Raw genomic sequence first — 25,346 nt, forward strand, 5'->3', positions numbered from 1 at the left:
TCTAGTCCCTTGCCTCGTGAGGCTGCGTCAGGTGGTCAGAGTACGCAGCAGGTTCTTGTAGTCCTCGCGGATATCCGCGTCGGATTCCTTGAGTTGAGCGATCTTACGACAGGCATGCAGCACCGTGGTGTGATCCCGACCGCCGAAGGCCACGCCGATCTCCGGCAGGCTGTGGTTGGTCAGTTCTTTGGAGAGTGCCATGGCAACCTGACGCGGACGTGCCACCGAGCGCGAACGGCGCTTGGACAGCAGGTCGGCGATCTTGATCTTGTAATACTCGGCGACGGTGCGCTGGATGTTGTCGATGCTGACCAGCTTGTCCTGCAGGGCCAGCAGGTCCTTCAGCGACTCGCGAATCAGCTCGATGGTGATCGGCCGGCCCATGAAGTGGGAGTGGGCGATCACGCGCTTGAGCGCACCTTCCAGCTCACGCACGTTGGAGCGGATGCGCTGGGCGATGAAGAATGCAGCGTCGTGCGGCAGCTCAACCTTGGCCTGCTCAGCCTTTTTCATCAGGATCGCCACGCGGGTTTCCAGCTCCGGCGGCTCCACAGCCACCGTCAGGCCCCAGCCGAAGCGCGACTTCAGGCGCTCTTCCAGGCCTTCGATTTCCTTCGGGTAGCGGTCGCTGGTCAGGATGACCTGCTGGCCGCCTTCGAGCAGGGCGTTGAAGGTGTGGAAGAATTCTTCCTGGGAACGCTCCTTGCGGGCGAAGAACTGGATATCGTCGATCAGCAGTGCATCCACCGAACGGTAGAAGCGCTTGAACTCGTTGATGGCGTTCAGCTGCAGCGCTTTCACCATGTCTGCGACGAAACGCTCCGAATGCAGGTACACGACCTTGGCATTGGGGTTCTTCTTCAGCAGGTGGTTACCCACAGCGTGCATCAGGTGGGTCTTGCCCAGGCCGACGCCGCCATAAAGGAAGAGCGGGTTGTAGCCGTGCTTGAGGTTGTCCGCGACCTGCCAGGCGGCCGCACGGGCCAGCTGGTTGGATTTACCTTCGACAAAGTTCTCGAAGGTGAAGGTGCGGTTGAGGTAGCTGGTGTGCTTGAGCGCACCTTCTACCTGCACGTTGCGCTCGGTGCGCACAGCTGCGGCCGGCATGGCAGCAGCCATCGGATCGATGCCCGGACTGGATTCATCGAGATCGACGATGGTCTGCACCGGCGCGGCCTGGATAGGCTGCGGCTCGGGCATGGAGAGAGCCACCGGCGCAGGTGCAACCACTGGCGCAGGCGCAGCGGCAACAGGAGCGGGCTGAACATGTACCTGCGGCGTGGGAACCAGGGCAGGGCGTGGAGTGCGGCTGCGGCGGCTGCCAATCAGCAGCGAAATCGCCGGAATCTGGCCATTACCACGTTCGCTCAGCAATTCGAGCAGGCGCCCCATGTACTTCTCGTTGACCCAGTCGAGTACGAAGCGGTTGGGTGCGTAGACGCGCAGCTCCTCACCCTCGGCCTCGACCTGCAAAGGTCGGATCCAGGTGTTGAACTGCTGGGACGGCAGCTCGTCGCGCAGAAGCTCCACGCACTGCTGCCAAAGTTCCACGGACACGGATATCCCCCAAAAGAAGTCGCAAAGCGAAACAGGCGGCTATTGTATCCCCGCCGGACCAACTTATCCACAGTTAAGCGCGCCGGGATGCAAGCAAAATCAAGGTGTTAATGATTTTACCGGTGGTCGGGTAATAGCGCCTTGAACCTTGTGGATAACAGCTTGATGGGGCAGGGGATGACCCTGGTGATGGTTCTGTGGAAAAAATCCCTGTGGAAAAATCCGCATTCCATACCCAGCTTTCCAACCGGCTCCGCACAAGCGGCCCACGACTTCCCGACAGGGTTATCATTTCCTCAGAGGCGCTTGTTCAAAGGCTGAAGGAGAGTTATGCACAGGCATTGGCCGCCATAAACATAATCATCACTTCAATCTCTAGAAAAAGAGATTTCCTCCCTTTCTATAGATTTTGTATCGGGGTCTGGTTGGAAATTGACCTGACCGCGCGATTTCACTAGAATCGCCGGTCTCTTTAAACGGGGTCACTGCGACCTCATGTCGTCAAACCCAGGTACCGAATCATGAAACGTACTTTCCAACCCAGCACCCTCAAGCGCGCTCGCGTGCACGGCTTCCGCGCTCGCATGGCCACCAAGAACGGTCGTCAGGTTCTGTCGCGTCGTCGCGCCAAGGGCCGTAAGCGTCTGACCGTCTGATTTGTCTGACACAGGTGGTGAGTCGAGATTTCAGCCGGGATAAACGTCTTCTGACAGCCCGGCAATTCACAGCAGTCTTCGACTCCCCCACCTCCAAGGTTCCCGGCAAGCACATCCTGCTGCTGGCGCGCGAAAACGGTCTCGATCACCCCCGCCTGGGCCTGGTGATCGGCAAGAAGAACGTCAAGCTCGCCGTCGAGCGCAACCGCCTCAAACGCCTTCTCCGTGAATCCTTCCGCCATCACCAGCAGAAGCTGGCCGGCCTGGATATCGTGGTGATCGCGCGCAAGGGCCTCGGCGATCTGGAGAATGAAGAGCTGCATCAGCAGTTCGGAAAACTCTGGAAGCGCCTGTTGCGCAACCGGCCCAGCCCGGAACCTTCGACAGAATCTCCGGGAGTGGCCGACAGTTCCCATGCGTAGACTGGCGCTGTTACTGATCCAGTTTTACCGCTACGCCATCAGTCCCATGATGGGCAGGCACTGTCGTTTCTACCCCAGCTGTTCCTGCTACGCGCAAGAAGCCATTGAAACCCATGGTTTCCTGCGTGGTGGCTGGCTGGCCGCTCGTCGCCTAGGCCGCTGCCACCCCTGGCATCCCGGTGGCTACGATCCGGTACCGCCAGATCCTTCCAAGCCCGCCCCTTCCTCGACGGCCGAGTAACCATGGACATCAAACGTTCAATCCTATTCGTCGCCCTGGCAATCGTGTCCTACGCGCTGGTTCTCCAGTGGAACAAGGACTACGGCCAGCCCGAACTGCCGGCGCAGACCGCGACCTTCAATCAGACTGAAGGCCTGCCGGACACTTCCGTGCCTGCCGGCAATGCGGCCAATGCCGACGTACCCACCACGCAGAACGCCCAGGCCAGCCTGCCCAATGAGCAGAAGCCGGCTGCAGCCAGCGAGCAGCTGATCCGCGTGAAGACCGATGTCCTGGACCTGACCATCGACCCGCGCGGCGGCGACGTGATCAAGCTCGGCCTGACCCAGTACCCGCTGCGCCAGGATCGCCCGGACGTACCGTTCCCGCTCTTCGAACGTGACAACCAGCGCACCTACCTGGCCCAGAGCGGCCTGACCGGCGCCAACGGCCCGGATGCCGCTGCCAGCGGTCGCCCGCTCTACGCCTCGGCCAAACCCGTCTACGAACTGGCCGACGGCCAGGACCAGATGGTGGTCGACCTGACTTATGCACAGGATGGCGTCAGCTACATCAAGCGCTTCACCTTCCACCGCGGCCTGAAAAACGACTGCACCGAGAAGGAAAAGGCACAGAAGAAGCTCGAGTGCATCAACCCCAATGCCTATCAGGTTGGCGTGAGCTACCTGATCGACAACCAGAGCGACAAACCGTGGAACGCTTCGCTGTTCGCCCAGCTCAAGCGTGACGCCAGCGTCGATCCGTCCTCCACCACCGCTACCGGCGTATCGACCTACCTCGGCGCTGCGGTCTGGACCCCTGAAAAGCCCTACGTGAAAGTGTCCATGAAGGACATGGACAAGGAGCAGTTCAAGGAAACCGTCCAGGGTGGCTGGGTAGCCTGGCTGCAGCACTACTTCGTCACCGCCTGGGTTCCCGCCAAGGGCGATACCCACAGCGTGATGACCCGCAAGGACGCCCAGGGCAACTACATCGTCGGCTACACCGGTCCCAACCTGACCGTTGCGCCGGGTGCCAAGGGCGAAACCAGCATGACCCTGTATGCCGGCCCGAAACTGCAGGCGTACCTGAAGGAACTGTCCCCGGGTCTGGAACTGACCGTCGACTACGGCCCGCTGTGGTTCATCGCCCAGCCGATCTTCTGGCTGCTGCAACATATCCACAACCTCGTGGGTAACTGGGGCTGGTCGATCATCTTCCTGACCATCGTCATCAAACTGGCCTTCTTCCCGCTGTCCGCCGCCAGCTACCGGTCCATGGCCCGCATGCGCGCCGTGTCGCCGAAACTGGCTGCCCTGAAGGAACAGCACGGCGACGATCGCCAGAAGATGTCCCAGGCGATGATGGAGCTGTACAAGAAGGAGAAGATCAATCCGCTGGGCGGCTGCCTGCCGATCCTGGTGCAGATGCCGGTCTTCCTCTCCCTGTACTGGGTACTGCTGGAAAGCGTCGAGATGCGCCAGGCCCCGTGGCTGGGCTGGATCGTCGACCTGTCGGTGAAGGATCCGTTCTTCATCCTGCCGATCATCATGGGTGCCACCATGCTGGTTCAGCAGATGCTCAACCCGACTCCGCCGGACCCCATGCAGGCCAAGGTGATGAAGCTGATGCCGATCATCTTCACCTTCTTCTTCCTGTGGTTCCCGGCCGGCCTGGTGCTGTACTGGGTTGTGAACAACTGCCTGTCCATCGCACAGCAGTGGTACATTACCCGTCGGATCGAAGCGGCCGCGAAGAAGGCTTCTGCCTGATATCACCGCCCGACACCGATCGACAAGACGCCCCCTCGTGGGGCGTTTTGCTATGTGGATAACTTTGCCTTGCCGCGAGCCACGACAACAACCGCGAGACCGCCGACATGAATGCAGCCCGTGAAACCATCGCCGCCGTCGCCACCGCCCAGGGCCGTGGCGGGGTGGGCATCGTCCGTGTCTCCGGTCCTCGTGCGCGCACCATGGCGATCACCCTGAGCGGCCGCGAGCCCCAACCTCGCTATGCCCACTACGGGCCCTTCCACGCCGATAATGGCGACGTCATCGACGAAGGCCTGCTGCTGTACTTCCCCGGCCCGAATTCCTTCACCGGCGAAGACGTACTCGAGCTGCAGGGCCATGGTGGCCCCGTAGTGATGGACATGCTGCTGCAGCGCTGCCTTGAGCTGGGCGCCCGCCAGGCCCGCCCTGGCGAATTCAGCGAGCGCGCGTTCCTCAATGACAAGCTCGACCTGGCCCAGGCCGAAGCCATTGCCGACCTCATCGAAGCCAGCTCCGCGCAGGCCGCACGTAACGCCGTGCGCTCACTCCAGGGTGAGTTCTCCAGGCGTGTGCATAACCTGACCGACCAGCTGATCGGCCTGCGCATGTATGTCGAGGCTGCCATCGACTTCCCGGAAGAGGAAATCGACTTCCTCGCCGACGGCCATGTTCTCTCGCAACTGGATGCAGTGCGCGCCGAACTCGCCTCGGTGCTGCGCGAGGCAGGTCAGGGAGCGCTGCTGCGTGACGGCATGACGGTAGTCATCGCCGGGCGTCCCAACGCCGGAAAATCCAGCCTGCTGAATGCCCTGGCAGGGCGTGAGGCGGCCATCGTCACCGATATCGCCGGCACCACCCGCGACGTGCTGCGCGAACATATCCACATTGACGGTATGCCGCTGCACATCATCGACACTGCCGGCCTGCGCAGCACCGATGACCATGTGGAAAAAATCGGCGTGGAACGCGCCCTGAAGGCCATCAACGAGGCGGATCGAGTCCTCCTTGTGGTGGATTCCACTGCGCCGGAAGCCAGCGATCCCTTCGCGCTTTGGCCGGAATTCCTCGACAGTCGCCCGGATCCGGCGCACGTGACCCTGATTCGCAACAAGGCGGATTTATCCACAGAGAGCATCGGGCTCGAAGAGAGTTCTGACGGCCACGTCACCATCACCCTGTCCGCGCGCTCCGGCAATGGCCTGGAACTGCTGCGCGAGCACCTCAAGGCCTGCATGGGCTTCGAGCAGACCGCAGAGAGCAGTTTCAGCGCGCGCCGGCGCCATCTGGAGGCCCTGCGCCTGGCTGGAGACAGCCTCGAGCACGGCCGCGCACAGCTCACCCTGAGCGGCGCAGGCGAGCTGCTGGCCGAAGACCTGCGTCAGGCCCAGCAAGCCCTGGGCGAGATTACTGGTGCCTTCACGCCGGATGACCTGCTGGGACGCATTTTCTCCAGCTTCTGCATCGGCAAGTAATCCACAACGCTGTTTTTCCCTGCCGGTGACGGGTCCATCCCGTCACCGCGCCTCCGGCTGCCCGGCAATCAGCGCCAGGATCAGCTATCCACAGCCATAAACTCCACAGAACGCCCGATATACGTGGCTTACAGAGCATAAATAGTACATTCCACAGGCCTCCGTGAACCTTGTGGAAAAGTCGCGTACAGATACGTTAACAAACCCTGCCTCATCCAGTGGATAAATCCGCCTGTTGATAACAATGCACTTAATCCACAAGCTAGACACGGGAGATCCCCTGCCAACGTACAGAATCGGCACAGGGTTGTTAGGCTCTGAAACCCAGGGGTTAATTGGCCTTGAGTGGGTTATCCACAGAAAACGGCTTCACCATACATAAACACAAGCTCTAAAAAGATTTAAAAAGATTCTTCTCTTTTAATTTCTATAGAGGCGAACAGGACCCGTTGGCTATTTTTTGTTCAGGTGCCTTCAATCGAAAGCCCTTACCCCCTATACTGTCCGGCTCTCTTCTTTCTCCTTGATCAACAGGCACGAGGTGCGTGGTGGATTTCCCTTCCCGTTTTGACGTGATCGTGATCGGCGGCGGCCATGCCGGCACAGAGGCCGCACTAGCGGCCGCACGCATGGGCGTGAAGACGCTGCTGCTCACCCACAATGTGGAAACCCTTGGCCAGATGAGCTGCAACCCCGCCATCGGTGGGATCGGCAAAAGCCATCTGGTAAAGGAAATCGATGCGCTGGGCGGTGCCATGGCACTGGCCACCGATAAAGGCGGCATCCAGTTCCGTGTGCTCAACAGCCGTAAAGGCCCGGCAGTCCGTGCGACCCGAGCCCAGGCTGACCGCGTTCTCTACAAGGCCGCCGTGCGCGAGATCCTGGAGAATCAGCCGAACCTGTGGATATTCCAGCAGGCCTGTGATGACCTGATCGTCGAACAGGATCAGGTGCGCGGCGTAGTGACCCAGATGGGTCTGAAATTCCATGCGGATAACGTCGTACTCACCGCCGGCACTTTCCTCGGTGGACTTATCCACATTGGCCTGGAGAACTACTCAGGTGGCCGCGCCGGTGATCCGCCCTCGATCGCCCTGGCCCGCCGCCTGCGTGAACTGCCGCTGCGTGTTGGTCGTCTGAAGACCGGCACTCCGCCACGCATCGATGGCCGCAGCGTCGATTTCAGCGTGATGACCGAGCAGCCCGGCGATACGCCGATCCCGGTGATGTCCTTCCTGGGCTCCAAGGAGATGCATCCGCGCCAGGTCAGCTGCTGGATCACCCACACCAACGCGCGGACCCACGAGATCATCGCGTCCAACCTCGATCGCTCGCCCATGTACTCCGGCGTTATCGAAGGGGTCGGCCCGCGCTATTGCCCGTCGATCGAAGACAAGATCCATCGCTTCGCCGACAAGGACAGCCATCAGGTCTTCCTCGAACCCGAGGGCCTGACCACCCACGAGCTGTACCCGAACGGCATCTCCACTTCGCTGCCCTTCGATGTGCAACTGGATATCGTCCGCTCGATCCGCGGCATGGAGAACGCGCACATCGTTCGCCCGGGCTACGCCATCGAGTACGACTACTTCGATCCGCGCGACCTGAAGTACAGCCTGGAAACCAAGGTCATCGGTGGTCTGTTCTTCGCTGGCCAGATCAACGGCACCACCGGCTACGAAGAAGCCGGCGCCCAGGGGCTGCTCGCCGGCGCCAACGCCGCGCTGCGCTCGCAAGGCCGTGAAAGCTGGTGCCCGCGTCGCGACGAGGCCTACATCGGTGTACTGGTCGACGACCTGATTACCCTCGGCACCCAGGAGCCGTACCGCATGTTCACGTCGCGCGCCGAGTACCGGCTGATCCTGCGCGAGGACAACGCGGATCTGCGCCTGACCGAGAAAGGCCGCGAACTGGGCCTGATCGACGACGAGCGCTGGGCTGTCTTTGAAGCCAAGCGCGAAGGCATCGAGCGCGAGGAACAGCGCCTGAAGAGCACCTGGGTTCGCCCCAACACGCCGCAGGGCGACGCTATCGCCGAGCGCTTTGGCACTCCGCTGGCTCACGAATACAACCTGCTGAACCTGCTGGCCCGCCCGGAAATCGACTACCTCAGCCTGGCCGAAGTGACCGGCGCCGGTGCCGAAGACCCGCAGGTCGCAGAACAGGTGGAGATCCGTACCAAGTACGCCGGCTACATCGATCGCCAGCAGGAAGAGATTGCGCGCCTGCGAGCCAGCGAAGATACCCGCCTGCCTGTGGATATCGACTACGCGTCCATCTCCGGGCTGTCCAAGGAGATCCAGCTCAAGCTGGGCACCGCACGACCAGAGACTCTCGGTCAGGCCGGGCGCATCCCGGGCGTGACTCCGGCGGCGATCTCCCTGTTGCTGATCCACCTGAAAAAGCGCTCGTCCGGTCGTCAGCTGGAGCAGAGCGCCTGATGTCCCTGGTCACTGCCCGCCACGCCGAAGAACTCGCGCGTGGCATCCAGACGCTCGGCCTGGATATCGACGAAGCCGCCCAGCAGCGCCTGCTGGATTACCTGGCCTTGCTGGCCAAGTGGAACAAGGCCTACAACCTCACCGCCGTGCGCGATGTGGATGAAATGGTCTCCCGCCACCTGCTCGACAGCCTGAGCATCGTCCCGCAGTTCGAAGCTGCCGGTGGCGAGCGCTGGCTGGACGTCGGCAGCGGCGGCGGCATGCCCGGTATCCCGCTGGCCATCCTGTTCCCCGGCAAATCCCTGACCCTGCTGGACAGCAACGGCAAGAAGACCCGCTTCCTGACCCAGGTGAAGCTGGAGCTCAAGCTCGACAACCTGCAGGTTATCCACAGCCGGGTGGAGGCCTTCCAACCGGAGCTGCCGTTCAATGGCATCGTCTCGCGGGCTTTCAGCAGCCTCGAGGACTTCACCAACTGGACGCGCCACCTGGGTGACACCCAGACCAACTGGCTGGCCATGAAAGGCGTACACCCCAGCGACGAGCTCGCGGCACTCCCGGAAGATTTCCGGGTCGAAGCCGAACGCGCTCTGGCGGTGCCGGGTTGCCAAGGCCAGCGCCATCTGCTGATACTGCGCCGCACTGCATGACGGGGAGTGGGGAAAACCATGGCTAAGGTATTCGCGATCGCCAACCAGAAGGGCGGCGTCGGCAAGACCACGACCTGTATCAACCTCGCGGCATCGCTGGTCGCCACCAAGCGACGCGTGCTGCTGATCGACCTCGATCCACAGGGCAACGCCACCACCGGCAGCGGTGTGGATAAGTTGTCCCTGGACCATTCCATCTACGACGTGCTCACCGGTGAATGCGACCTGGCCCAGGCCATGCAGTTCTCCGAGCACGGCGGCTACCAGCTGCTCCCCGCCAACCGCGACCTCACCGCGGCTGAAGTGGTGCTGCTGGAAATGGACATGAAGGAACATCGTCTGCGCCATGCCCTGGCGCCGATTCGCGAAAACTACGACTTCATCCTCATCGACTGCCCGCCGTCGCTGTCGATGCTGACGGTCAACGCCCTGTCCGCCTCGGACGGCGTGATCATCCCGATGCAGTGCGAGTACTACGCACTGGAGGGCCTGACCGACCTGATGAACAGCATCCAGCGCATCGCCGAGCGGCTGAACCCGGCGCTGAAGATCGAGGGTCTGCTGCGCACCATGTACGACCCGCGCATCAGCCTGACCAACGATGTCAGCGCGCAATTGCAGGAGCACTTCGGCGACAAGCTCTACACCACCGTGATCCCGCGCAACGTGCGACTGGCCGAGGCACCCAGCTTCGGCATGCCGGCGCTGGTCTACGACAAGCAATCGCGCGGTGCCCTCGCCTACCTGGCGCTGGCCGGCGAGCTGGTGCGCCGTCAGCGCGCCGCCCGCACCACCGCCCCCGCCTAAGAGATTAAGGAACCCGCATGGCCGCCAAGAAACGAGGTCTCGGACGCGGGCTGGACGCCCTGCTCAGTGGCTCCAGCGCCGCTACGCTGCAGGAAGAAGCCGTTCAGGTGGACAGCAAGGAGCTGCAACACCTGCCGCTGGACCTGATCCAGCGTGGCAAGTACCAGCCCCGTCGCGACATGGACCCGCAGGCCCTCGAAGAACTCGCCCAGTCGATCAAGGTCCAGGGCGTGATGCAGCCGATCGTCGTGCGCCCGATCGACAAGGGCCGCTACGAGATCATCGCCGGCGAACGCCGCTGGCGCGCCAGCCAGCAGGCCGGCCTGGACAAGATCCCGGCCATGGTCCGCGAAGTACCGGACGAAGCCGCCATCGCCATGGCGCTGATCGAAAACATCCAGCGCGAGGACCTCAACCCCATCGAGGAAGCCGCCGCGCTGCAGCGACTGCAGCAGGAATTCCAGCTGACCCAGCAACAGGTCGCCGACGCCGTGGGTAAATCCCGCGTGACCGTGGCCAACCTGCTGCGCCTGATCGCCCTGCCGGAAGAGATCAAGACCCTCCTGTCCCACGGCGACCTGGAAATGGGCCACGCCCGTGCCTTGCTTGGATTGCCCGAAAACAGGCAGGTTGAGGGTGCGCGACATGTTGTCGCACGCGGCTTCACCGTGCGTCAGACTGAAGCATTGGTGCGCCAGTGGCTCAATGCCCCCGAGGAACCTGTCAAAGCGGTCAGGACCGACCCGGACATCAGTCGCCTCGAACAGCGCCTGGCCGAGCGCCTGGGCGCTCCGGTGCAGATTCGCCATGGGCAGAAGGGCAAAGGCCAGTTGGTGATCCGCTACAACTCCCTCGACGAGCTTCAAGGCGTACTCGCCCACATACGTTGATACGAACGTAGCATGTAGGGGTCGTCGGAAATCACTACCTGACGGTTGAACGGGGGGCCTGCAGCCCCCTATACTCTGCGCGCAATTTTGTCGGCACAAAGTATGCCAAGTTATTGATTTGTGACGCCGACGCCAGAGGACTGTGAGCTGAAGATGGAACCCCGCAAGCCCGATCGTTTGCCCTTCCATCAACAACCGGCTTTTCGCCTGTTGCTCGTCCAGCTGGTGGTGCTGCTTATCGGTGCAGCAGTCCTGTGGTTTGCACGGGGATCGGTTGCAGGCTATTCCGGTTTGCTCGGGGGCCTGATTGCGTGGTTGCCGAATCTGTACTTTGCTCGCAAGGCGTTCCGCTACAGCGGCGCGCGTTCTGCCCAGCTGATAGTCCGGTCCTTTTATGCCGGTGAGGCGGGAAAACTGATTTTGACGGCAGTGCTCTTCGCACTGACGTTTGCAGGTGTGAAGCCCCTGGCGCCACTGGCGCTGTTCGGCCTCTACCTGCTGACCCTCGCGGTCAGCTGGTTTGCACCCCTGCTGATGCGAAACACATTTACAAGACCTTAGAGCGATTGAGGCAAACATGGCAGCAGAAAGCGCTTCGGGTTACATCCAGCACCACTTGCAGAACCTGACCCTGGGTCGTCTGCCGGATGGTTCCTGGGGGTTCGCCCACACCGCCGAACAAGCCAAGGAAATGGGCTTCTGGGCATTCCACGTTGATACCCTGGGCTGGTCCGTATTCCTCGGCCTGGTGTTCATCCTTATCTTCCGCATGGCAGCCAAGAAGGCCACCAGCGGTCAACCTGGCGGCCTGCAGAACTTCGTCGAAGTTCTCGTGGAGTTCGTCGACGGCAGCGTGAAGGACACCTTCCACGGCCGTAACCCGCTCATCGCACCGCTGGCGCTGACCGTGTTCGTCTGGATCTTCCTGATGAACCTGATCGACCTGGTGCCCGTGGACTTCCTGCCGCTCGCGGCCCAGGCGGTCACCGGTAACGAGCACCTGTTCTTCCGCGCCGTAGCCACCACCGATCCGAACGCCACCTTCGGCATGTCGATCGCGGTCTTCGCGCTGATCATCTTCTACAGCATCAAGGTCAAGGGCATCGGCGGCTTCCTCGGCGAACTGACCCTGCACCCGTTCCACAGCAGCAACATGGTGGTTCAGATCATCCTGATCCCCGTGAACTTCCTGCTGGAGTTCGTGACCCTGATCGCCAAGCCGGTATCCCTGGCACTGCGTCTGTTCGGCAACATGTACGCCGGCGAGCTGATCTTCATCCTGATCGCCGTGATGTTCGGTTCCGGCATCCTCTGGCTGGGCGGCATGGGCGTCGTGCTGAACTGGGCGTGGGCCGTGTTCCACATCCTGATCATCACCCTGCAGGCCTTCATCTTCATGATGCTGACCATCGTCTATCTGTCGATGGCGCACGAAGACAGCCACTGATCCAAAGATTCTGTACGCCCCTTCCCGGATGGGAGGGGGTGAAAGAAGAGCTTCACCACCTTAACTTGCTTCACCTTTAACCAACACGACAAAAAAGTCGGGAGGAAAAATGGAAACTGTAGTTGGACTCACTGCTATCGCCGTTGCTCTGCTGATCGGTCTGGGCGCTCTGGGTACCGCCATCGGCTTCGGCCTGCTGGGCGGCAAGTTCCTGGAAGGCGCTGCTCGCCAGCCGGAAATGGTTCCGATGCTGCAGGTCAAAATGTTCATCGTCGCCGGCCTGCTCGACGCCGTGACCATGATCGGCGTTGGTATCGCTCTGTTCTTCACCTTCGCTAACCCGTTCATTGCTCAGGTTGCCCAGTAATTTCCGCAACGCGGGAATCTGTGACTGAACAACGAACGAGCGAGGTATTGGCGTGAACATTAATGCAACTCTGATCGGCCAGGCCATCGCGTTCGCCATCTTCGTCCTGTTCTGCATGAAGTTCGTATGGCCTCCGGTCATCGCGGCTCTGCACGAGCGTCAGAAGAAGATCGCCGACGGCCTGGACGCTGCCAACCGCGCGGCTCGTGACCTGGAACTGGCTCACGAGAAAGCGGGTCAGCAACTGCGCGAAGCCAAGGCTCAGGCAGCCGAAATCATCGAGCAGGCGAAGAAGAGCGCTAACCAGATCGTTGACGAAGCCCGTGATCAGGCCCGTGGTGAAGGTGATCGCATGATCGCTCAGGCCAAGGCCCAGATCGAACAGGAACTCAACAGCGTCAAAGACGCCCTGCGTGCCCAAGTGGGTGCCCTGGCTGTCTCCGGCGCCGAGAAGATCCTGGGTGCTTCGATCGATGCCAACGCGCAAAAGCAGCTGGTTGATCAACTGGCCGCCGAGATCTAAGCAGAGGGCGATATGGCAGAACTGACCACATTGGCTCGTCCATACGCGAAGGCGGCTTTCGAGTACGCCCAGGCTCATCAGCAACTGGCCGACTGGTCCGCTGCTCTGGGTGTGCTGGCTGCAGTGTCGCGGGACGACACCGTGCGCCAGCTGCTCAAAGAGCCCCAGCTGACCGCGGCAGCCAAGGCTGACGCGCTGATCGACGTGTGTGGCGACAAGCTCAATGCTCCGGCCCAGAACTTCGTCCGGACTGTGGCTGAAAACAAGCGGCTCGACCTCCTGCCGACCATCTTCGTGATGTTCGAGCAGCTCAAGGCCGAGCAGGAAAAGCTGGTCGAGGTCGAGGTCACCAGTGCCTTCGCCCTGGACCAGGAACAGCAGGACAAACTCGCCAAGGCTCTCAGCGCCCGGCTCAGTCGCGAAGTGCGACTTCATGCGTCGGAAGACGCGAGCTTGATCGGCGGCGTGGTAATTCGCGCCGGTGACTTGGTAATCGATGGCTCGGTGCGCGGCAAAATCGCGAAACTGGCCGAAGCGTTGAAATCTTGAGTTTGAAGGGGCAGCGGCATGCAGCAACTCAATCCTTCCGAAATTAGTGAAATCATCAAGGGGCGCATCGAGAAACTCGACGTCGCCTCGCAAGCGCGCAACGAAGGCACCATCGTCAGTGTTTCCGATGGCATCGTGCGCATCTTCGGTCTGGCCGACGTCATGTACGGCGAGATGATCGAATTCCCGGGCGGCGTCTACGGTATGGCGCTGAACCTGGAGCAAGACTCCGTCGGCGCTGTGGTACTGGGTGAATACCAGGACCTCAAAGAAGGCATGAACGCCAAGTGCACCGGCCGCATCCTGGAAGTACCGGTTGGTCCGGAACTGCTGGGTCGCGTTGTCGACGCTCTGGGTAACCCGATCGATGGCAAAGGCCCGATCGATGCCAAGCTGACCGACGCAGTCGAGAAAGTGGCACCGGGCGTGATCTGGCGTAAGTCGGTAGACCAGCCGGTTCAGACCGGTTACAAGTCGGTCGACGCCATGATCCCGGTTGGCCGTGGCCAGCGCGAGCTGATCATCGGTGACCGTCAGATCGGTAAAACCGCTCTGGCCATCGACGCCATCATTAACCAGAAGAACAGCGGCATCCGCTGCGTCTACGTTGCCATCGGTCAGAAGCAATCGACCATCGCCAACGTCGTACGCAAGCTGGAAGAGAACGGCGCCCTGGCCAACACCATTGTGGTCGTTGCCAGTGCTTCGGAATCCGCCGCTCTGCAATACCTGGCTCCGTACTCCGGTTGCACCATGGGCGAATTCTTCCGCGACCGCGGTGAAGATGCCCTGATCGTGTACGACGACCTGTCCAAGCAGGCCGTAGCCTACCGCCAGATCTCCCTGCTGCTGCGCCGTCCGCCGGGCCGCGAAGCTTATCCGGGCGACGTGTTCTATCTCCACAGCCGTCTGCTGGAGCGCGCTTCCCGCGTTTCCGAAGAGTACGTAGAGAAGTTCACCAACGGCGAAGTGAAAGGCAAGACCGGTTCCCTGACCGCCCTGCCGATCATCGAAACCCAGGCTGGCGACGTTTCTGCGTTCGTTCCGACCAACGTGATTTCCATCACCGACGGTCAGATCTTCCTGGAATCCGCAATGTTCAACTCGGGTATCCGTCCGGCCGTCAACGCCGGTATCTCGGTATCCCGTGTGGGTGGCGCGGCCCAGACCAAGATCATCAAGAAGCTGTCCGGTGGTATCCGTACCGCGCTGGCCCAGTACCGTGAGCTGGCGGCCTTCGCCCAGTTCGCCTCGGACCTGGACGACGCGACCCGCAAGCAGCTGGAACATGGTCAGCGCGTTACCGAGCTGATGAAGCAGAAGCAATACGCGCCGATGTCCATCGCCGAGATGTCGCTGTCCCTGTATGCCGCCGAGCGTGGCTTCCTGCAGGACGTCGAGATCGCCAAGGTGGGCGCCTTCGAACAAGCGCTGATCGCCTACTTCCAACGTGAGAACGCCGCTCTGCTGGCGAAGATCAACGAGAAGGGTGACTTCAACGACGAAATCGACGCAGGCATCAAGGCCGGCATCGAGAAGTTCAAGGCCACCCAAACCTGGTAAGCCGCAGCGGGGGTCGTTAACGGCCCCCGCCTGCTAAACCGATAGGTGTGAAATGGCAGGCGCAAAAGAGATTCGCAGCAAGATTGCGAGCATCAAAAGCACGCAAAAAATCACCAATGCCATGGAAAAGGTGGCGGTGAGCAAGATGCGCAAGGCACAAATGCGCATGGCGGCCGGCCGTCCCTACGCGGAGCGCATTCGCCAGGTGATCGGCCATCTGGCCAACGCCAACCCGGAATACCGTCACCCGTTCATGGTCGAGCGTGAAGTAAAGCGCGTCGGCTACATCGTGGTGAGCTCCGACCGTGGCCTGGCTGGCGGCCTGAACATCAACCTGTTCAAGGCTCTCGTCAAGGACATGAGCGGGCAGCGCGATCGTGGCGCGGAGATCGATCTCTGCGTGATCGGCTCCAAGGGTGCATCCTTCTTCAAGAGCTATGGCGGCAACGTAGTTGCAGCTATCAGCCACCTGGGCGAAGAGCCGTCGATCAATGATCTGATCGGCAGCGTCAAGGTCATGCTGGATGCCTACCTGGAAGGTCGTATCGATCGCCTGTACGTGGTTTCCAACAAGTTCGTCAACACCATGACCCAGAAGCCGACCGTGGAACAGCTGATTCCGCTGGTGGCCGAGGACAATGCCGAGCTGAAGCACCACTGGGACTACCTCTACGAACCCGACGCCAAGGCCCTCCTCGACGGTCTGCTGGTGCGCTACGTGGAATCCCAGGTGTACCAGGCCGTGGTTGAGAACAACGCCTGTGAGCAGGCGGCCCGGATGATTGCAATGAAGAACGCTACCGACAACGCCGGTGATCTGATCAGTGGTCTGCAACTGATCTACAACAAGGCACGTCAGGCGGCGATCACCCAGGAAATCTCGGAAATCGTCGGCGGCGCTGCCGCGGTGTAAGAACAGGTTCAAAATTCAGAGGAACCAGACATGAGTAGCGGACGTATCGTTCAAATCATCGGCGCCGTGATCGACGTGGAATTCCCGCGCGATGCCGTGCCGAGCATCTACGAGGCCCTGAAAGTTCAGGGCGTCGAAACCACCCTGGAAGTTCAGCAGCAGCTGGGCGACGGCGTGGTTCGTTCCATTGCGATGGGTTCCACCGAAGGCCTCAAGCGTGGCCTGAACGTGGAAAGCACCGGCGCAGCCATCTCCGTCCCGGTCGGCACCAAGACCCTGGGCCGCATCATGGACGTGCTGGGCAACCCGATCGACGAAGCCGGTCCCATCGGCGAAGAAGAGCGCTGGGGTATTCACCGCGACGCTCCGTCCTACGCTGACCAGGCTGGCGGCAACGACCTGCTCGAAACCGGCATCAAGGTTATCGACCTGGTCTGCCCGTTCGCCAAGGGCGGTAAAGTCGGTCTGTTCGGTGGTGCCGGTGTAGGCAAGACCGTAAACATGATGGAACTGATCCGTAACATCGCCATGGAGCACAGCGGTTACTCTGTGTTCGCTGGTGTGGGTGAGCGTACCCGTGAGGGTAACGACTTCTACCACGAGATGAAGGATTCCGGCGTACTGGACAAGGTAGCCCTGGTTTACGGCCAGATGAACGAGCCGCCGGGCAACCGTCTGCGCGTTGCACTGACCGGCCTGACCATGGCCGAGAAGTTCCGTGACGAAGGCCGTGACGTACTGCTGTTCATCGACAACATCTACCGTTACACCCTCGCCGGTACCGAAGTATCCGCACTGCTGGGCCGTATGCCTTCGGCAGTAGGTTACCAGCCGACCCTGGCCGAAGAGATGGGCGTTCTGCAAGAGCGCATCACCTCCACCAAGAAAGGCTCGATCACCTCGATCCAGGCCGTCTACGTTCCCGCGGACGACCTGACCGACCCGAGCCCGGCGACCACCTTCGCCCACCTGGACGCCACCGTCGTACTGTCCCGTGACATCGCCTCGCTGGGTATCTACCCGGCAGTTGATCCGCTGGACTCGACTTCCCGTCAGCTGGACCCGCTGGTCATCGGCCAGGATCACTACGACACCGCTCGTGGCGTGCAGTACGTTCTGCAGCGCTACAAGGAGCTGAAGGACATCATCGCGATTCTCGGCATGGACGAACTGTCCGAGTCCGACAAGCTGCTGGTGGCCCGTGCTCGTAAGATCCAGCGCTTCCTGTCCCAGCCGTTCTTCGTGGCTGAAGTATTCACCGGCTCGCCGGGCAAATACGTCTCCCTGAAGGACACCATCGCTGGCTTCAAAGGCATCCTCAACGGCGACTACGATCACCTGCCCGAGCAGGCGTTCTACATGGTCGGCGGCATCGAAGAAGCCATCGAGAAAGCGAAGAAGCTGTAATCCGTGCGCCCGGCAACGGGCGCTTACGTGAGGCAAGGGTATGGCTATTACTGTCCACTGCGACATCGTCAGCGCCGAAGCGGAGATCTTCTCCGGTCTGGTCGAGCTGGTCGTAGCGCACGGCTCCCTGGGCGATCTGGGTATCGCTCCGGGCCACGCGCCGCTGATCACCGAGCTCAAGCCGGGTCCGATCCGCCTGGTGAAGCAGGGTGGCGAGCAGGAGGTGTACTACATCTCCGGTGGCTTCCTCGAAGTACAGCCGAGCATGGTCAAGGTTCTCGCCGACACCGTGATTCGCGCAGGTGACCTCGATGAAGCGGCTGCCCAGACCGCACTGAAGGAAGCTGAAAAGGCTCTGCAAGGTAAAGGTGCAGAGTTCGACTACAGCTCCGCCGCAGCCCGCCTGGCCGAAGCCGCAGCGCAACTGCGCACGGTCCAGCAGGTTCGCAAGAAGTACGGCGGCTAAGCCGCGAAGTCCCCAGGGACTTCAGCGTCAAATAGGAAAAGGGTAGCCTTGGCTACCCTTTTTCTTTTTCTACACCCGGGGTTTCCCCGCTCACCAGGACGGTCCCTCACTCATGTCCCTCGAAATCGTCATTCTTGCCGCTGGCCAGGGCACCCGCATGCGCTCGGCACTGCCGAAGGTCCTGCATCCGGTTGCTGGCAAACCGATGCTCGCCCACGTGATCGATATCGCCCGCGGCCTCAGCCCGACGCGAATCCATGTGGTGATTGGCCATGGCGCCGACCTGGTGCGCGAGCGCCTGCAGGCGGATGACCTGAATTTCGTGATCCAGGAGCAGCAGCTGGGTACCGGCCACGCCGTGGCGCAGGCCGCCCCGTTCCTGAGCGCGGACAATGTGCTGATCCTCTACGGCGATGTGCCGCTGATCGAGCAGCCCACCCTGGAGCGGCTGATGGCCCAGGCCACGCCGGAGCAGCTGGCGTTGCTGACCGTCGAGCTGGAAGACCCCACCGGCTACGGACGCATCATTCGCGATGGCGCTGGCGAAGTTCAGGCCATCGTCGAGCAGAAGGACGCCACTGCCGAGCAGCGCGCCATCCGCGAAGGCAATACCGGCATCCTCGCTGCGCCGCGTGAGCGCCTGCTGGGTTGGCTGTCGCGTCTTTCCAACTCCAACGCCCAGGGCGAGTACTACCTCACCGACGTCATTGCCATGGCAGTCGGCGACGGCCTGCGTGTGGCCACCGCCCAACCCAAGGTAGCGATGGAGACCCAGGGCGCCAACGATCGCCTGCAGCTCTCCGAGCTGGAGCGTTTCTTCCAGCAGCGGGTGGCGCGGCGCCTGATGGCCCAGGGCGTGACGCTGATCGATCCGGCGCGCTTCGACGTACGGGGTGAAGTCAGCGTCGGCCGCGACGTGAGCATCGACATCAACGTGATCCTCGAAGGCCAGGTGGAGATCGAGGACGACGTACAGATCGGTCCGAACTGCTACATCAAGGACAGCACCTTGCGCCGCGGCGCCATCATCAAGGCCAACTCGCACCTGGAAGGCGCCCACGTCGGCCCCGACAGCGACGTCGGCCCGTTCGCTCGCCTGCGTCCGGGCAGTGTGCTGGAGCGCAAGGTGCATGTGGGTAACTTCGTCGAGCTGAAGAACGCCCACCTGCAGGACGGCGTGAAGGTCGGTCACCTGACTTACCTGGGCGACAGCGAAGTCGGTGCGCGCACCAACATCGGCGCCGGCACCATCACCTGCAACTACGATGGCGCGAACAAATGGCGCACCACCATCGGCGAGGATGTCTTCATCGGCTCCAACAATTCGCTGGTGGCGCCTGTGGATATCGGCACCGGCGCCACGACTGGCGCGGGTTCCACCATCACCGCCGAGGTTCCGGCCGGCACCCTCGGCGTCGGTCGCGCCAAGCAGCGGGTGATCGAGGGCTGGAAACGCCCGGAAAAGATCAAGAAACCCTGATGCACAAGCCATCGTCCTGTGGGTAAGTTGTTATCCACAGGACGATTGGCTCATTCCGTTATTCACAGGCCATCCCGCAAACCGCGGGGGTGCCTCGTTCTCGCTGGAGTTTTCCCGGTCATGCTTGGCGTCGCCATCCTGATCTTTCTGATCACCGACCCGTTCGGCAACATCGCGGTATTCCTCGCCGCCCTCAAGTCCGTCCCCGCCGAACGCCGTCTGAAAGTGGCACTGCGCGAGCTGCTGTTCGCCCTGGGCCTGCTGCTGCTGTTCCTCACCCTGGGCGAACACATCCTCACCGGGTTGGGTCTGTCCAAGGAAGCCACCGGCATCGCCGGGGGCATCATCCTCTTCGTGGTCGCCATGCGCCTGATCTTCCCCACCCCCCAGGGCGTGCTGGGCGACATGCCGGACAACGAGCCGCTGTTCGTGCCGCTGGCCACTCCGGCGGTGGCCGGGCCCTCTGCGCTGGCGATGCTGATCACCCTGCGCAGCACCTACACTGGTCCGTTGTGGGAGCTGTATCTCGCGGTGATCCTCGCTTGGGCCGCGACTGCCTTCATCCTGATGCAGGCGGCATTCCTCCAGCGCTTCCTCGGCCCGCGCGGGCTGATGGCCGTGGAGCGCCTGGCCGGCATGCTGCTGATCATGCTCAGCGTGAACATGCTCCTGCAGAACGTGCGCAGCTTCCTGCACATCGCTGCCTGATGCTCTCCTCCTGAGAACCGCCATGATCCTGCGTGTCCTGACCTTCGCCTTGCTCACCACACTGCTTGCCGGCTGCGCCGACAAGGGCCTGCAGATCGATCGCGAGCATGTGTCGAAGAACCAGGACAGCCGCATCCAGTACGTCATCGTCCACTACACCTCGGCCGATCTGCCGCGCTCGCTGGCGCTCCTGACTCACGGTGAGGTGAGCGCGCACTACCTGATAGGTGACAACCCGGCGACCATCTACCAACTGGTGGACGAGAACCGCCGCGCCTGGCACGCCGGCGCCAGCGAATGGCAGGGGCGTACCTGGCTCAATTCCACCTCCATCGGCATCGAGCTGGTGAACCCCGGCTACCGTGATACCCCGAGCGGGAAGATCTGGTATCCCTACCCGGATGCGCAGATCGATGCACTGATTGCCCTGCTGCGGGATATCACCAAGCGCCAGGGCATCACCCCGGAACATATCCTTGGCCACAGCGACATCGCCCCGCAGCGCAAGGTCGACCCCGGTCCGCTATTCCCCTGGAAGAAGCTCGCCGACGCCGGCCTGATCCCCTGGCCTAAGCCGGGCGAGCTGGCACGCCGCCTGACCGAGCTGAACGGCCAGCTGCCGGCTCCTGGCTGGTTCCAGCAGCAGCTGGCGCGCCACGGTTACGCGGTGCCGCTCGATGGGGTGATGGATGAGGAAACCCGCAATGTGATCGCGGCATTCCAGATGCGCTTCCGTCCGGAGCGCTTCGACGGTGAGCCGGACCTGGAAACCGCCGCGCTGTTGCTGGCGGTACCGACCTCTTAAACCGGCAGCAGCAGGTAGAAGCGCGAGCCCTTGCCCTGTTGAGAACGCAGGGCGATGCGCCCGCCGTGCAGTTGCACGATTTCCCGGCATAGCGCCAGGCCAAGTCCGACGCCGCCTTTCTTGCGGCCCACCTGCACGAAGGGTTCGAAGATGCGTCCTTGCTGGCTCAGCGGGATGCCGTCGCCGCTGTCCTCCACCGCAATCGCCACGCGCTCTTCCTGGCAGCGCGCCTGCAGGCGAATGGTGCCGCCATCGGGTGTATGGCGCAGGGCGTTGCCGATCAGGTTGTCCAGCACTCGCTCGATCTGCGTGCGGTCGATATTGATGGCAGGCAGATCCTCGGCGATCTCCAGATCGAGCTCGATTCGCTTGTCTCCGGCCGGCCCGATGAAGCGTTGGTGAGCCTGGCGCAGCAGGTCGCCGACATCGCAAAGCTGCAGCTCGAGCTTCTGGGTGCCGCTCTGGTAGCGCGAGAAATTCAGCAGATCGTTGATCAGCCGCACCAGGCGGTGCATCTCCTCGTCCACGGTGCGCACCAGGTCGCGTTCGCGGGATTCCTCGGGAAACTTCAGGCGCTCGGCGAGCAGTCCGAAGGCCATGTGCATGCCCGTCATGGGCGTGCGCAGCTCGTGGGAAGCACGCAGTACGAAGTCGTTGCGCACGCGCTCGAAGGCCCGCTGCTCAGTGACGTCGCGCACCACCATGACCGCGCCGATGTTGCGTCCGTCGTCGTGGGTGACCGGCGACATGCCCCAGGTCAGCAGCCGACTCTCGCCGCTTACCTCCACCACCAGGTCCTGCGGGGTTTCCTCCAGCAGGTTGCCGCTCAGGACACGCTGCACGGCCTGGGTCAGCGCCGGGTTGTTGAGCATCGTGCCCAGTTCCTGAGCCTGTGGATCGCTGTGGGAAAACAGCTGGCGCGTGGCCACCGGATTGGCGTGCTCGATGCGGCCGTGACGGTCGAGGATCACCAGGCCGTCGTCGATGCTGTCGAGTACCGCCAGCAGGCGCTTGCGGCCCGAACCCAGCGCCTCGGTATTGCTCGCGCGGTAAAGCCGCAGGGCTTCGGCCATCAGGCCGAAGCGGCGACTCAGGGACGACATCTCGGAGACGCCGGAAACCGGCAGGGTGACGTCGAAATCACCCTGGCCGATCTTGTCTGCGGCCTTGGCCAGCGTCTCGATCGGCGCGCCGAAGCGGCGGGCAATGCTGTGGGCAGTGATGAAGCCGACCACCAGGATGGCGATGCCGATGAGCCCGAGCAGGCCGCTGACCAGCAGCGTGCGGTCGCGTGCCGAGCGTTCGTCGGCGCTGATGTTCTCCATCGCCCCCTGGTGCAACGCCAGCAGGCGATTGCGCAGAACGTCGAGGGTACGGCTGAGGTCGCTGTCCTCCAGCAGTTCCGGGCGCCCCGGACCGGGCGTGTCGGTTGCCTCGATGAACAGCCGGTGAGCATCGGCGATTTCCGTCATGGCCTGGCGCTCACTGCTGGTACGCGCCAGAGCCCGCCCCTGCTCGAGCGCCTGGGAGAAGTGCGTGCGGGCCTGCTCCAGGCGTTCCGGGCTGGGCCGCGCGCTGAGTACCTGCACCAGTTCATCGCCCAGCGCCTGGCGCAGACGCTGGCTGACCTCGATGACGTCGAAGTTGCGCTGGATCAGCTGGGCCTGCTCGCGGCCGGTCAGCACCACGCTGAACAGCCCTAGCAGCAGGCCCAGTAGCGCTACCGTGATCAGCGCCGAGATACTCAGGAAGAGTCTCGTGCGCAGCGTCATCGGGATCGGCAGGTTCACAGGCTGTACTGCTTGCGCTTGCGGTAGAGGGTGGAAGCGTCGATCCCCAGGGTCTTGGCGGCCTGGTCGAGGGTGGCGCTGGAGGCCATGACGGCAGCGATGTGGGCTTTCTCCAGTTCCTCCAGGCTCATGGCCTCGCCGATGCGCGGAGCCGAGTTGGTGGTTTGTTCACCGATAGCAAGCTGTTCGACACCGATAAGATCTAGATTGCAGATGATGCTTGCTCTTTCGATCACGTTGCGCAGCTCTCGCACATTCCCCGGCCAGTTATAGCGGCGCAGCAGCGCGCGCGCTTCCTCGGTGAAGCCGCGAGCAGGGCGGCCGTAGTCCTTCACGAAGCGGGCCAGGAAGCGCTCGGCCAGGCCGATGATGTCCTCGGCGCGTTCACGCAGTGGCGGCAGATTCAGCACGATGACGTTCAGACGGTAGAGCAGGTCTTCACGGAAAGTGCCTTGGGCGACCATGCCGGCGAGATCACGGTTGGTGGCGGCGAGGATGCGTACATCGGCGTTGCGAGTTACCGGATCGCCGATCCGCTCGTATTCCTTGTCCTGGATGAAACGCAGCAATTTCGGCTGCAGGATGAGGGGGAAATCGCCGATCTCGTCAAGGAACAGCGTGCCGCCATCCGCCTGGCTGATGCGCCCGAGGGTGTTTTCGGTCGCGCCGGTGAACGCGCCGCGGCTGTGGCCGAAGAGTTCGCTCTCCATCAGTTCGGCGGAGAGGGAAGGGCAGTTGATGGTCACGCAGGACTTCTTCGCCCGCTTGCTCCAGCCGTGGATGGCCCGCGCCAGCTCACCCTTGCCGGAGCCGGATTCGCCGAGGATGAGGATGTTGGCGTCGGTGGCGGCCACCTGCCTGGCCGTCTCCAGCACGGCGGCCATGGCTGGGCTGTGGGATTCGAGCACATCGCCCTGCTTGCGCATCTCGCCTTCCAGCGCCTCGATGCGCGCGGTGAGCTGGCGCACTTCGAGCTGCTTGGCGGCGGCCAGGCGCAGCTGGTCGGGGCTGCAGGGCTTCACCAGGTAATCCGCAGCGCCGGCCTGCATGGCATCCACGGCGGTGTCCACGGCCGAATGCGCGGTGACTATCACCACGCGCATCCAGGGCGCCTGTACACGCATCTGCGCCAGCACATCCAGGCCGTTGTCGTCGCCCAGCCGCAGGTCGAGGAAGCACAGGTCGAACACCTGGCGCTGCAACAGGTTCTCCGCCTGCTGCGCGCTGCTGGCGGTGGCCACGCTGTAGCCCTCGTCCTCCAGGCAATAGCGGAACGAGCGCAGGATGGCGGACTCGTCATCGACCAGCAGGATCCGGCCTTGCTGTTCAGGCGTTGCGTCCATTCAGCGATTTCCTCGTTGTGTGATTCGTTGTTGTAAGGGGTGCGATTTTTCTTAGTCCAGGGATTTTCGTGCAAGTTGCAAGAATCTTTCGAGTCCTTCGGGCAGGGTGCACAGTCCGGGTTCTGCGCAGACCATTCAACACATTGAATTACAAGAATTTTATCCACAAATCGCACTGGCACGGCGCTTGCGAATCCAATGCTGCACCATCGTTTGACGGAGACCGCCATGCCTGACTCGAAGATCCTTGCCCTCGTCCTGGGTTCCGCACTGCTCACCCTGCAACCGCTGGCCAGCCACGCCGCCGAGGCCGGGCTGAGCGCGCAACTGGCCGAAGCGCGCCAGGAAGGTTCGATCTGGACAGCCATCAACCTCAACCGCGAGCTCAAGCCCTACGCGATCAAGGTGGATGTGGAAAACGGCCGCGCGCAGCTGACCGGCGCCGTGGCCAGTGAAGAACAGAAGGCGCTGGCCGGGCAGATCGCCGGCAGTGTCGAAGGCATCACGGCTGTGGATAACCAGCTGGGGGTCGAGGCTTCGCTGGCTGACGCCCAGAAGGCCGACACCACCAAGGATTCAGGTGTGGTGCAGAAGTGGGACGACGCCACGCTGGCGGCGAAGGTGAAATCCAAGCTGCTGCTGGAGAAACACAGCGAAGGCCTGGATATCAAGGTCACCAGCAAGTCCGGCGCGGTCACCCTCGAAGGCACGGTTGTCAGCGAGGAGGCCAGCCAGCAGGCCGCCCACCTGGCGGCGCAGACCGAAGGCGTCAGCGCTGTGGATAACCGCCTGAAGGTCGATCCGGACGCGGCTTCCACGCAGACATTCGAGAAATCCGTCGGTGATGCCCAGGCCGCCGTGAGCGATGCCTGGATCACCAGCCAGATCAAGGCCGGCATCCTCTCCGCTCATGCGCTGCAGGGGCTGTCCATCGGCGTTTCCACCCGCGACGGCGTGGTCACCCTCAGCGGCCAGGTGCCCAACGCCGACGAACGCCAGCAATTGATTGATTCCGCCCGCAAGACCCGTGGTGTGCGTGAGGTGGACGCCACTGCGCTGAAGGTGGCCGGCCAGGCTGCCTGACTCTTCCACCCT

Annotated in this window: 25 protein-coding genes; 22 read left to right on the forward strand and 3 right to left on the reverse strand. The window is 62.3% G+C overall.

The features are described 5' to 3' along the window. Positions 1 to 27 precede the first annotated feature (27 nt). Positions 28 to 1,557: a chromosomal replication initiator protein DnaA gene (gene dnaA / locus IB255_RS13950; protein WP_081518986.1), complete on the reverse strand. Its 1,530-nt coding sequence runs from the start codon at positions 1,555 to 1,557 to the stop codon at positions 28 to 30. A 521-nt stretch (positions 1,558 to 2,078) separates the two neighbouring features. Here dnaA and rpmH point away from each other — a divergent pair. The 21 genes from rpmH (at position 2,079) to IB255_RS14055 (ending at position 21,118) form a co-directional block, all read left to right on the forward strand. Continuing rightward, entirely contained in the window at positions 2,079 to 2,213 is a 135-nt protein-coding gene (gene rpmH / locus IB255_RS13955; RefSeq protein WP_003100258.1) for a 50S ribosomal protein L34, read from the forward strand. Positions 2,214 to 2,227: 14 nt separating this feature from the next. After that, positions 2,228 to 2,635: a ribonuclease P protein component gene (gene rnpA / locus IB255_RS13960; protein WP_081518987.1), complete on the forward strand. Its 408-nt coding sequence runs from the start codon at positions 2,228 to 2,230 to the stop codon at positions 2,633 to 2,635. Continuing rightward, positions 2,628 to 2,876 carry a membrane protein insertion efficiency factor YidD gene (gene yidD / locus IB255_RS13965; RefSeq protein WP_015479779.1) on the forward strand — a complete coding sequence of 83 codons (249 nt, stop codon included), beginning with the start codon at positions 2,628 to 2,630 and terminating at the stop codon, positions 2,874 to 2,876. Before rnpA ends, yidD begins: the two co-directional genes overlap by 8 nt. A 2-nt stretch (positions 2,877 to 2,878) precedes the next feature. Next, on the forward strand, positions 2,879 to 4,627 hold the full coding sequence (gene yidC, locus IB255_RS13970) for a membrane protein insertase YidC (RefSeq protein ID WP_081518988.1): 1,749 nt from the start codon (positions 2,879 to 2,881) through the stop codon (positions 4,625 to 4,627). A 107-nt stretch (positions 4,628 to 4,734) separates the two neighbouring features. After that, positions 4,735 to 6,102 (forward strand): tRNA uridine-5-carboxymethylaminomethyl(34) synthesis GTPase MnmE, encoded by a 1,368-nt coding sequence (gene mnmE, locus IB255_RS13975; RefSeq protein WP_081518989.1) that lies wholly within the window; start codon positions 4,735 to 4,737, stop codon positions 6,100 to 6,102. Positions 6,103 to 6,650: 548 nt separating this feature from the next. Then, positions 6,651 to 8,543: a tRNA uridine-5-carboxymethylaminomethyl(34) synthesis enzyme MnmG gene (mnmG, locus tag IB255_RS13980; protein WP_081518990.1), complete on the forward strand. Its 1,893-nt coding sequence runs from the start codon at positions 6,651 to 6,653 to the stop codon at positions 8,541 to 8,543. After that, positions 8,543 to 9,193 carry a 16S rRNA (guanine(527)-N(7))-methyltransferase RsmG gene (gene rsmG / locus IB255_RS13985; RefSeq protein WP_192210494.1) on the forward strand — a complete coding sequence of 217 codons (651 nt, stop codon included), beginning with the start codon at positions 8,543 to 8,545 and terminating at the stop codon, positions 9,191 to 9,193. The genes mnmG and rsmG overlap by 1 nt, the downstream gene beginning before the upstream one ends. An 18-nt stretch (positions 9,194 to 9,211) precedes the next feature. Then, positions 9,212 to 10,000 carry a ParA family protein gene (locus tag IB255_RS13990; protein WP_024765005.1) on the forward strand — a complete coding sequence of 263 codons (789 nt, stop codon included), beginning with the start codon at positions 9,212 to 9,214 and terminating at the stop codon, positions 9,998 to 10,000. 17 nt (positions 10,001 to 10,017) lie between these two features. Next, positions 10,018 to 10,890, forward strand: a complete 873-nt coding sequence (locus tag IB255_RS13995) for a ParB/RepB/Spo0J family partition protein (protein WP_081518992.1) — start codon at positions 10,018 to 10,020, stop codon at positions 10,888 to 10,890. 153 nt (positions 10,891 to 11,043) lie between these two features. Then, positions 11,044 to 11,451 (forward strand): F0F1 ATP synthase subunit I, encoded by a 408-nt coding sequence (locus IB255_RS14000; protein WP_081518993.1) that lies wholly within the window; start codon positions 11,044 to 11,046, stop codon positions 11,449 to 11,451. Between the two features lie 16 nt (positions 11,452 to 11,467). Continuing rightward, on the forward strand, positions 11,468 to 12,337 hold the full coding sequence (gene atpB, locus IB255_RS14005; RefSeq protein WP_017518843.1) for a F0F1 ATP synthase subunit A: 870 nt from the start codon (positions 11,468 to 11,470) through the stop codon (positions 12,335 to 12,337). Positions 12,338 to 12,446: 109 nt separating this feature from the next. Next, complete coding sequence (gene atpE, locus IB255_RS14010) at positions 12,447 to 12,704, forward strand: F0F1 ATP synthase subunit C (protein ID WP_003457994.1); 258 nt, start codon at positions 12,447 to 12,449, stop codon at positions 12,702 to 12,704. Between the two features lie 52 nt (positions 12,705 to 12,756). Then, the gene (locus IB255_RS14015) at positions 12,757 to 13,227 is read left to right on the forward strand and encodes a F0F1 ATP synthase subunit B (protein WP_081518994.1); all 471 of its coding nucleotides are present in this window, start codon (positions 12,757 to 12,759) and stop codon (positions 13,225 to 13,227) included. Between the two features lie 12 nt (positions 13,228 to 13,239). Beyond that, on the forward strand, positions 13,240 to 13,776 hold the full coding sequence (locus tag IB255_RS14020) for a F0F1 ATP synthase subunit delta (RefSeq protein WP_017518841.1): 537 nt from the start codon (positions 13,240 to 13,242) through the stop codon (positions 13,774 to 13,776). An 18-nt stretch (positions 13,777 to 13,794) separates the two neighbouring features. Continuing rightward, positions 13,795 to 15,339 carry a F0F1 ATP synthase subunit alpha gene (atpA, locus tag IB255_RS14025; protein ID WP_045213785.1) on the forward strand — a complete coding sequence of 515 codons (1,545 nt, stop codon included), beginning with the start codon at positions 13,795 to 13,797 and terminating at the stop codon, positions 15,337 to 15,339. A gap of 52 nt (positions 15,340 to 15,391) precedes the next feature. Continuing rightward, on the forward strand, positions 15,392 to 16,252 hold the full coding sequence (gene atpG, locus IB255_RS14030) for a F0F1 ATP synthase subunit gamma (protein WP_017518839.1): 861 nt from the start codon (positions 15,392 to 15,394) through the stop codon (positions 16,250 to 16,252). A 30-nt stretch (positions 16,253 to 16,282) separates the two neighbouring features. After that, on the forward strand, positions 16,283 to 17,659 hold the full coding sequence (gene atpD / locus IB255_RS14035) for a F0F1 ATP synthase subunit beta (RefSeq protein ID WP_045213787.1): 1,377 nt from the start codon (positions 16,283 to 16,285) through the stop codon (positions 17,657 to 17,659). A gap of 40 nt (positions 17,660 to 17,699) precedes the next feature. After that, entirely contained in the window at positions 17,700 to 18,125 is a 426-nt protein-coding gene (locus IB255_RS14040; protein ID WP_045213789.1) for a F0F1 ATP synthase subunit epsilon, read from the forward strand. Positions 18,126 to 18,237: 112 nt separating this feature from the next. Continuing rightward, positions 18,238 to 19,605 carry a bifunctional UDP-N-acetylglucosamine diphosphorylase/glucosamine-1-phosphate N-acetyltransferase GlmU gene (gene glmU, locus IB255_RS14045; protein ID WP_081518995.1) on the forward strand — a complete coding sequence of 456 codons (1,368 nt, stop codon included), beginning with the start codon at positions 18,238 to 18,240 and terminating at the stop codon, positions 19,603 to 19,605. 120 nt (positions 19,606 to 19,725) lie between these two features. Further along, complete coding sequence (locus IB255_RS14050; protein WP_017518835.1) at positions 19,726 to 20,313, forward strand: MarC family protein; 588 nt, start codon at positions 19,726 to 19,728, stop codon at positions 20,311 to 20,313. Between the two features lie 22 nt (positions 20,314 to 20,335). Continuing rightward, entirely contained in the window at positions 20,336 to 21,118 is a 783-nt protein-coding gene (locus tag IB255_RS14055; protein ID WP_081518996.1) for an N-acetylmuramoyl-L-alanine amidase, read from the forward strand. Here the strand turns inward: IB255_RS14055 and IB255_RS14060 are convergent. Together IB255_RS14060 and algB are read right to left on the reverse strand one after the other, a co-directional pair. Next, positions 21,115 to 22,902, reverse strand: coding sequence for a KinB sensor domain-containing domain (locus IB255_RS14060; RefSeq protein ID WP_081519186.1), 1,788 nt, complete (start codon positions 22,900 to 22,902; stop codon positions 21,115 to 21,117). The two genes, IB255_RS14055 and IB255_RS14060, sit on opposite strands and share 4 nt — an antisense overlap. 2 nt (positions 22,903 to 22,904) lie before the next feature. Further along, positions 22,905 to 24,251, reverse strand: a complete 1,347-nt coding sequence (gene algB, locus IB255_RS14065) for a sigma-54-dependent response regulator transcription factor AlgB (RefSeq protein WP_081518997.1) — start codon at positions 24,249 to 24,251, stop codon at positions 22,905 to 22,907. 228 nt (positions 24,252 to 24,479) lie between these two features. On the opposite strand from algB, the gene IB255_RS14070 reads away from it, so the two are divergent. Next, positions 24,480 to 25,334 carry a BON domain-containing protein gene (locus tag IB255_RS14070; protein ID WP_081518998.1) on the forward strand — a complete coding sequence of 285 codons (855 nt, stop codon included), beginning with the start codon at positions 24,480 to 24,482 and terminating at the stop codon, positions 25,332 to 25,334. Positions 25,335 to 25,346 lie beyond the last annotated feature (12 nt).

It is taken from the genome of Pseudomonas sp. PDM22 (assembly GCF_014851965.1).
Taxonomy (GTDB): domain Bacteria; phylum Pseudomonadota; class Gammaproteobacteria; order Pseudomonadales; family Pseudomonadaceae; genus Pseudomonas.

Bases quoted from the DNA above. Each gene is read 5' to 3' on its own strand.
- yidC (WP_081518988.1), top strand. From the start codon at position 2,879: ATGGACATCAAACGTTCAATCCTATTCGTCGCCCTGGCAATCGTGTCC.
- atpB (WP_017518843.1), top strand. From the start codon at position 11,468: ATGGCAGCAGAAAGCGCTTCGGGTTACATCCAGCACCACTTGCAGAAC.
- algB (WP_081518997.1), bottom strand. From the start codon at position 24,251: ATGGACGCAACGCCTGAACAGCAAGGCCGGATCCTGCTGGTCGATGAC.
- atpA (WP_045213785.1), top strand. From the start codon at position 13,795: ATGCAGCAACTCAATCCTTCCGAAATTAGTGAAATCATCAAGGGGCGC.
- rsmG (WP_192210494.1), top strand. From the start codon at position 8,543: ATGTCCCTGGTCACTGCCCGCCACGCCGAAGAACTCGCGCGTGGCATC.
- atpE (WP_003457994.1), top strand. From the start codon at position 12,447: ATGGAAACTGTAGTTGGACTCACTGCTATCGCCGTTGCTCTGCTGATC.
- IB255_RS14000 (WP_081518993.1), top strand. From the start codon at position 11,044: ATGGAACCCCGCAAGCCCGATCGTTTGCCCTTCCATCAACAACCGGCT.
- IB255_RS14050 (WP_017518835.1), top strand. From the start codon at position 19,726: ATGCTTGGCGTCGCCATCCTGATCTTTCTGATCACCGACCCGTTCGGC.
- mnmE (WP_081518989.1), top strand. From the start codon at position 4,735: ATGAATGCAGCCCGTGAAACCATCGCCGCCGTCGCCACCGCCCAGGGC.
- yidD (WP_015479779.1), top strand. From the start codon at position 2,628: ATGCGTAGACTGGCGCTGTTACTGATCCAGTTTTACCGCTACGCCATC.
- IB255_RS14070 (WP_081518998.1), top strand. From the start codon at position 24,480: ATGCCTGACTCGAAGATCCTTGCCCTCGTCCTGGGTTCCGCACTGCTC.
- IB255_RS13990 (WP_024765005.1), top strand. From the start codon at position 9,212: ATGGCTAAGGTATTCGCGATCGCCAACCAGAAGGGCGGCGTCGGCAAG.
- IB255_RS14055 (WP_081518996.1), top strand. From the start codon at position 20,336: ATGATCCTGCGTGTCCTGACCTTCGCCTTGCTCACCACACTGCTTGCC.
- glmU (WP_081518995.1), top strand. From the start codon at position 18,238: ATGTCCCTCGAAATCGTCATTCTTGCCGCTGGCCAGGGCACCCGCATG.
- atpD (WP_045213787.1), top strand. From the start codon at position 16,283: ATGAGTAGCGGACGTATCGTTCAAATCATCGGCGCCGTGATCGACGTG.
- atpG (WP_017518839.1), top strand. From the start codon at position 15,392: ATGGCAGGCGCAAAAGAGATTCGCAGCAAGATTGCGAGCATCAAAAGC.
- IB255_RS13995 (WP_081518992.1), top strand. From the start codon at position 10,018: ATGGCCGCCAAGAAACGAGGTCTCGGACGCGGGCTGGACGCCCTGCTC.
- rpmH (WP_003100258.1), top strand. From the start codon at position 2,079: ATGAAACGTACTTTCCAACCCAGCACCCTCAAGCGCGCTCGCGTGCAC.
- IB255_RS14040 (WP_045213789.1), top strand. From the start codon at position 17,700: ATGGCTATTACTGTCCACTGCGACATCGTCAGCGCCGAAGCGGAGATC.
- IB255_RS14020 (WP_017518841.1), top strand. From the start codon at position 13,240: ATGGCAGAACTGACCACATTGGCTCGTCCATACGCGAAGGCGGCTTTC.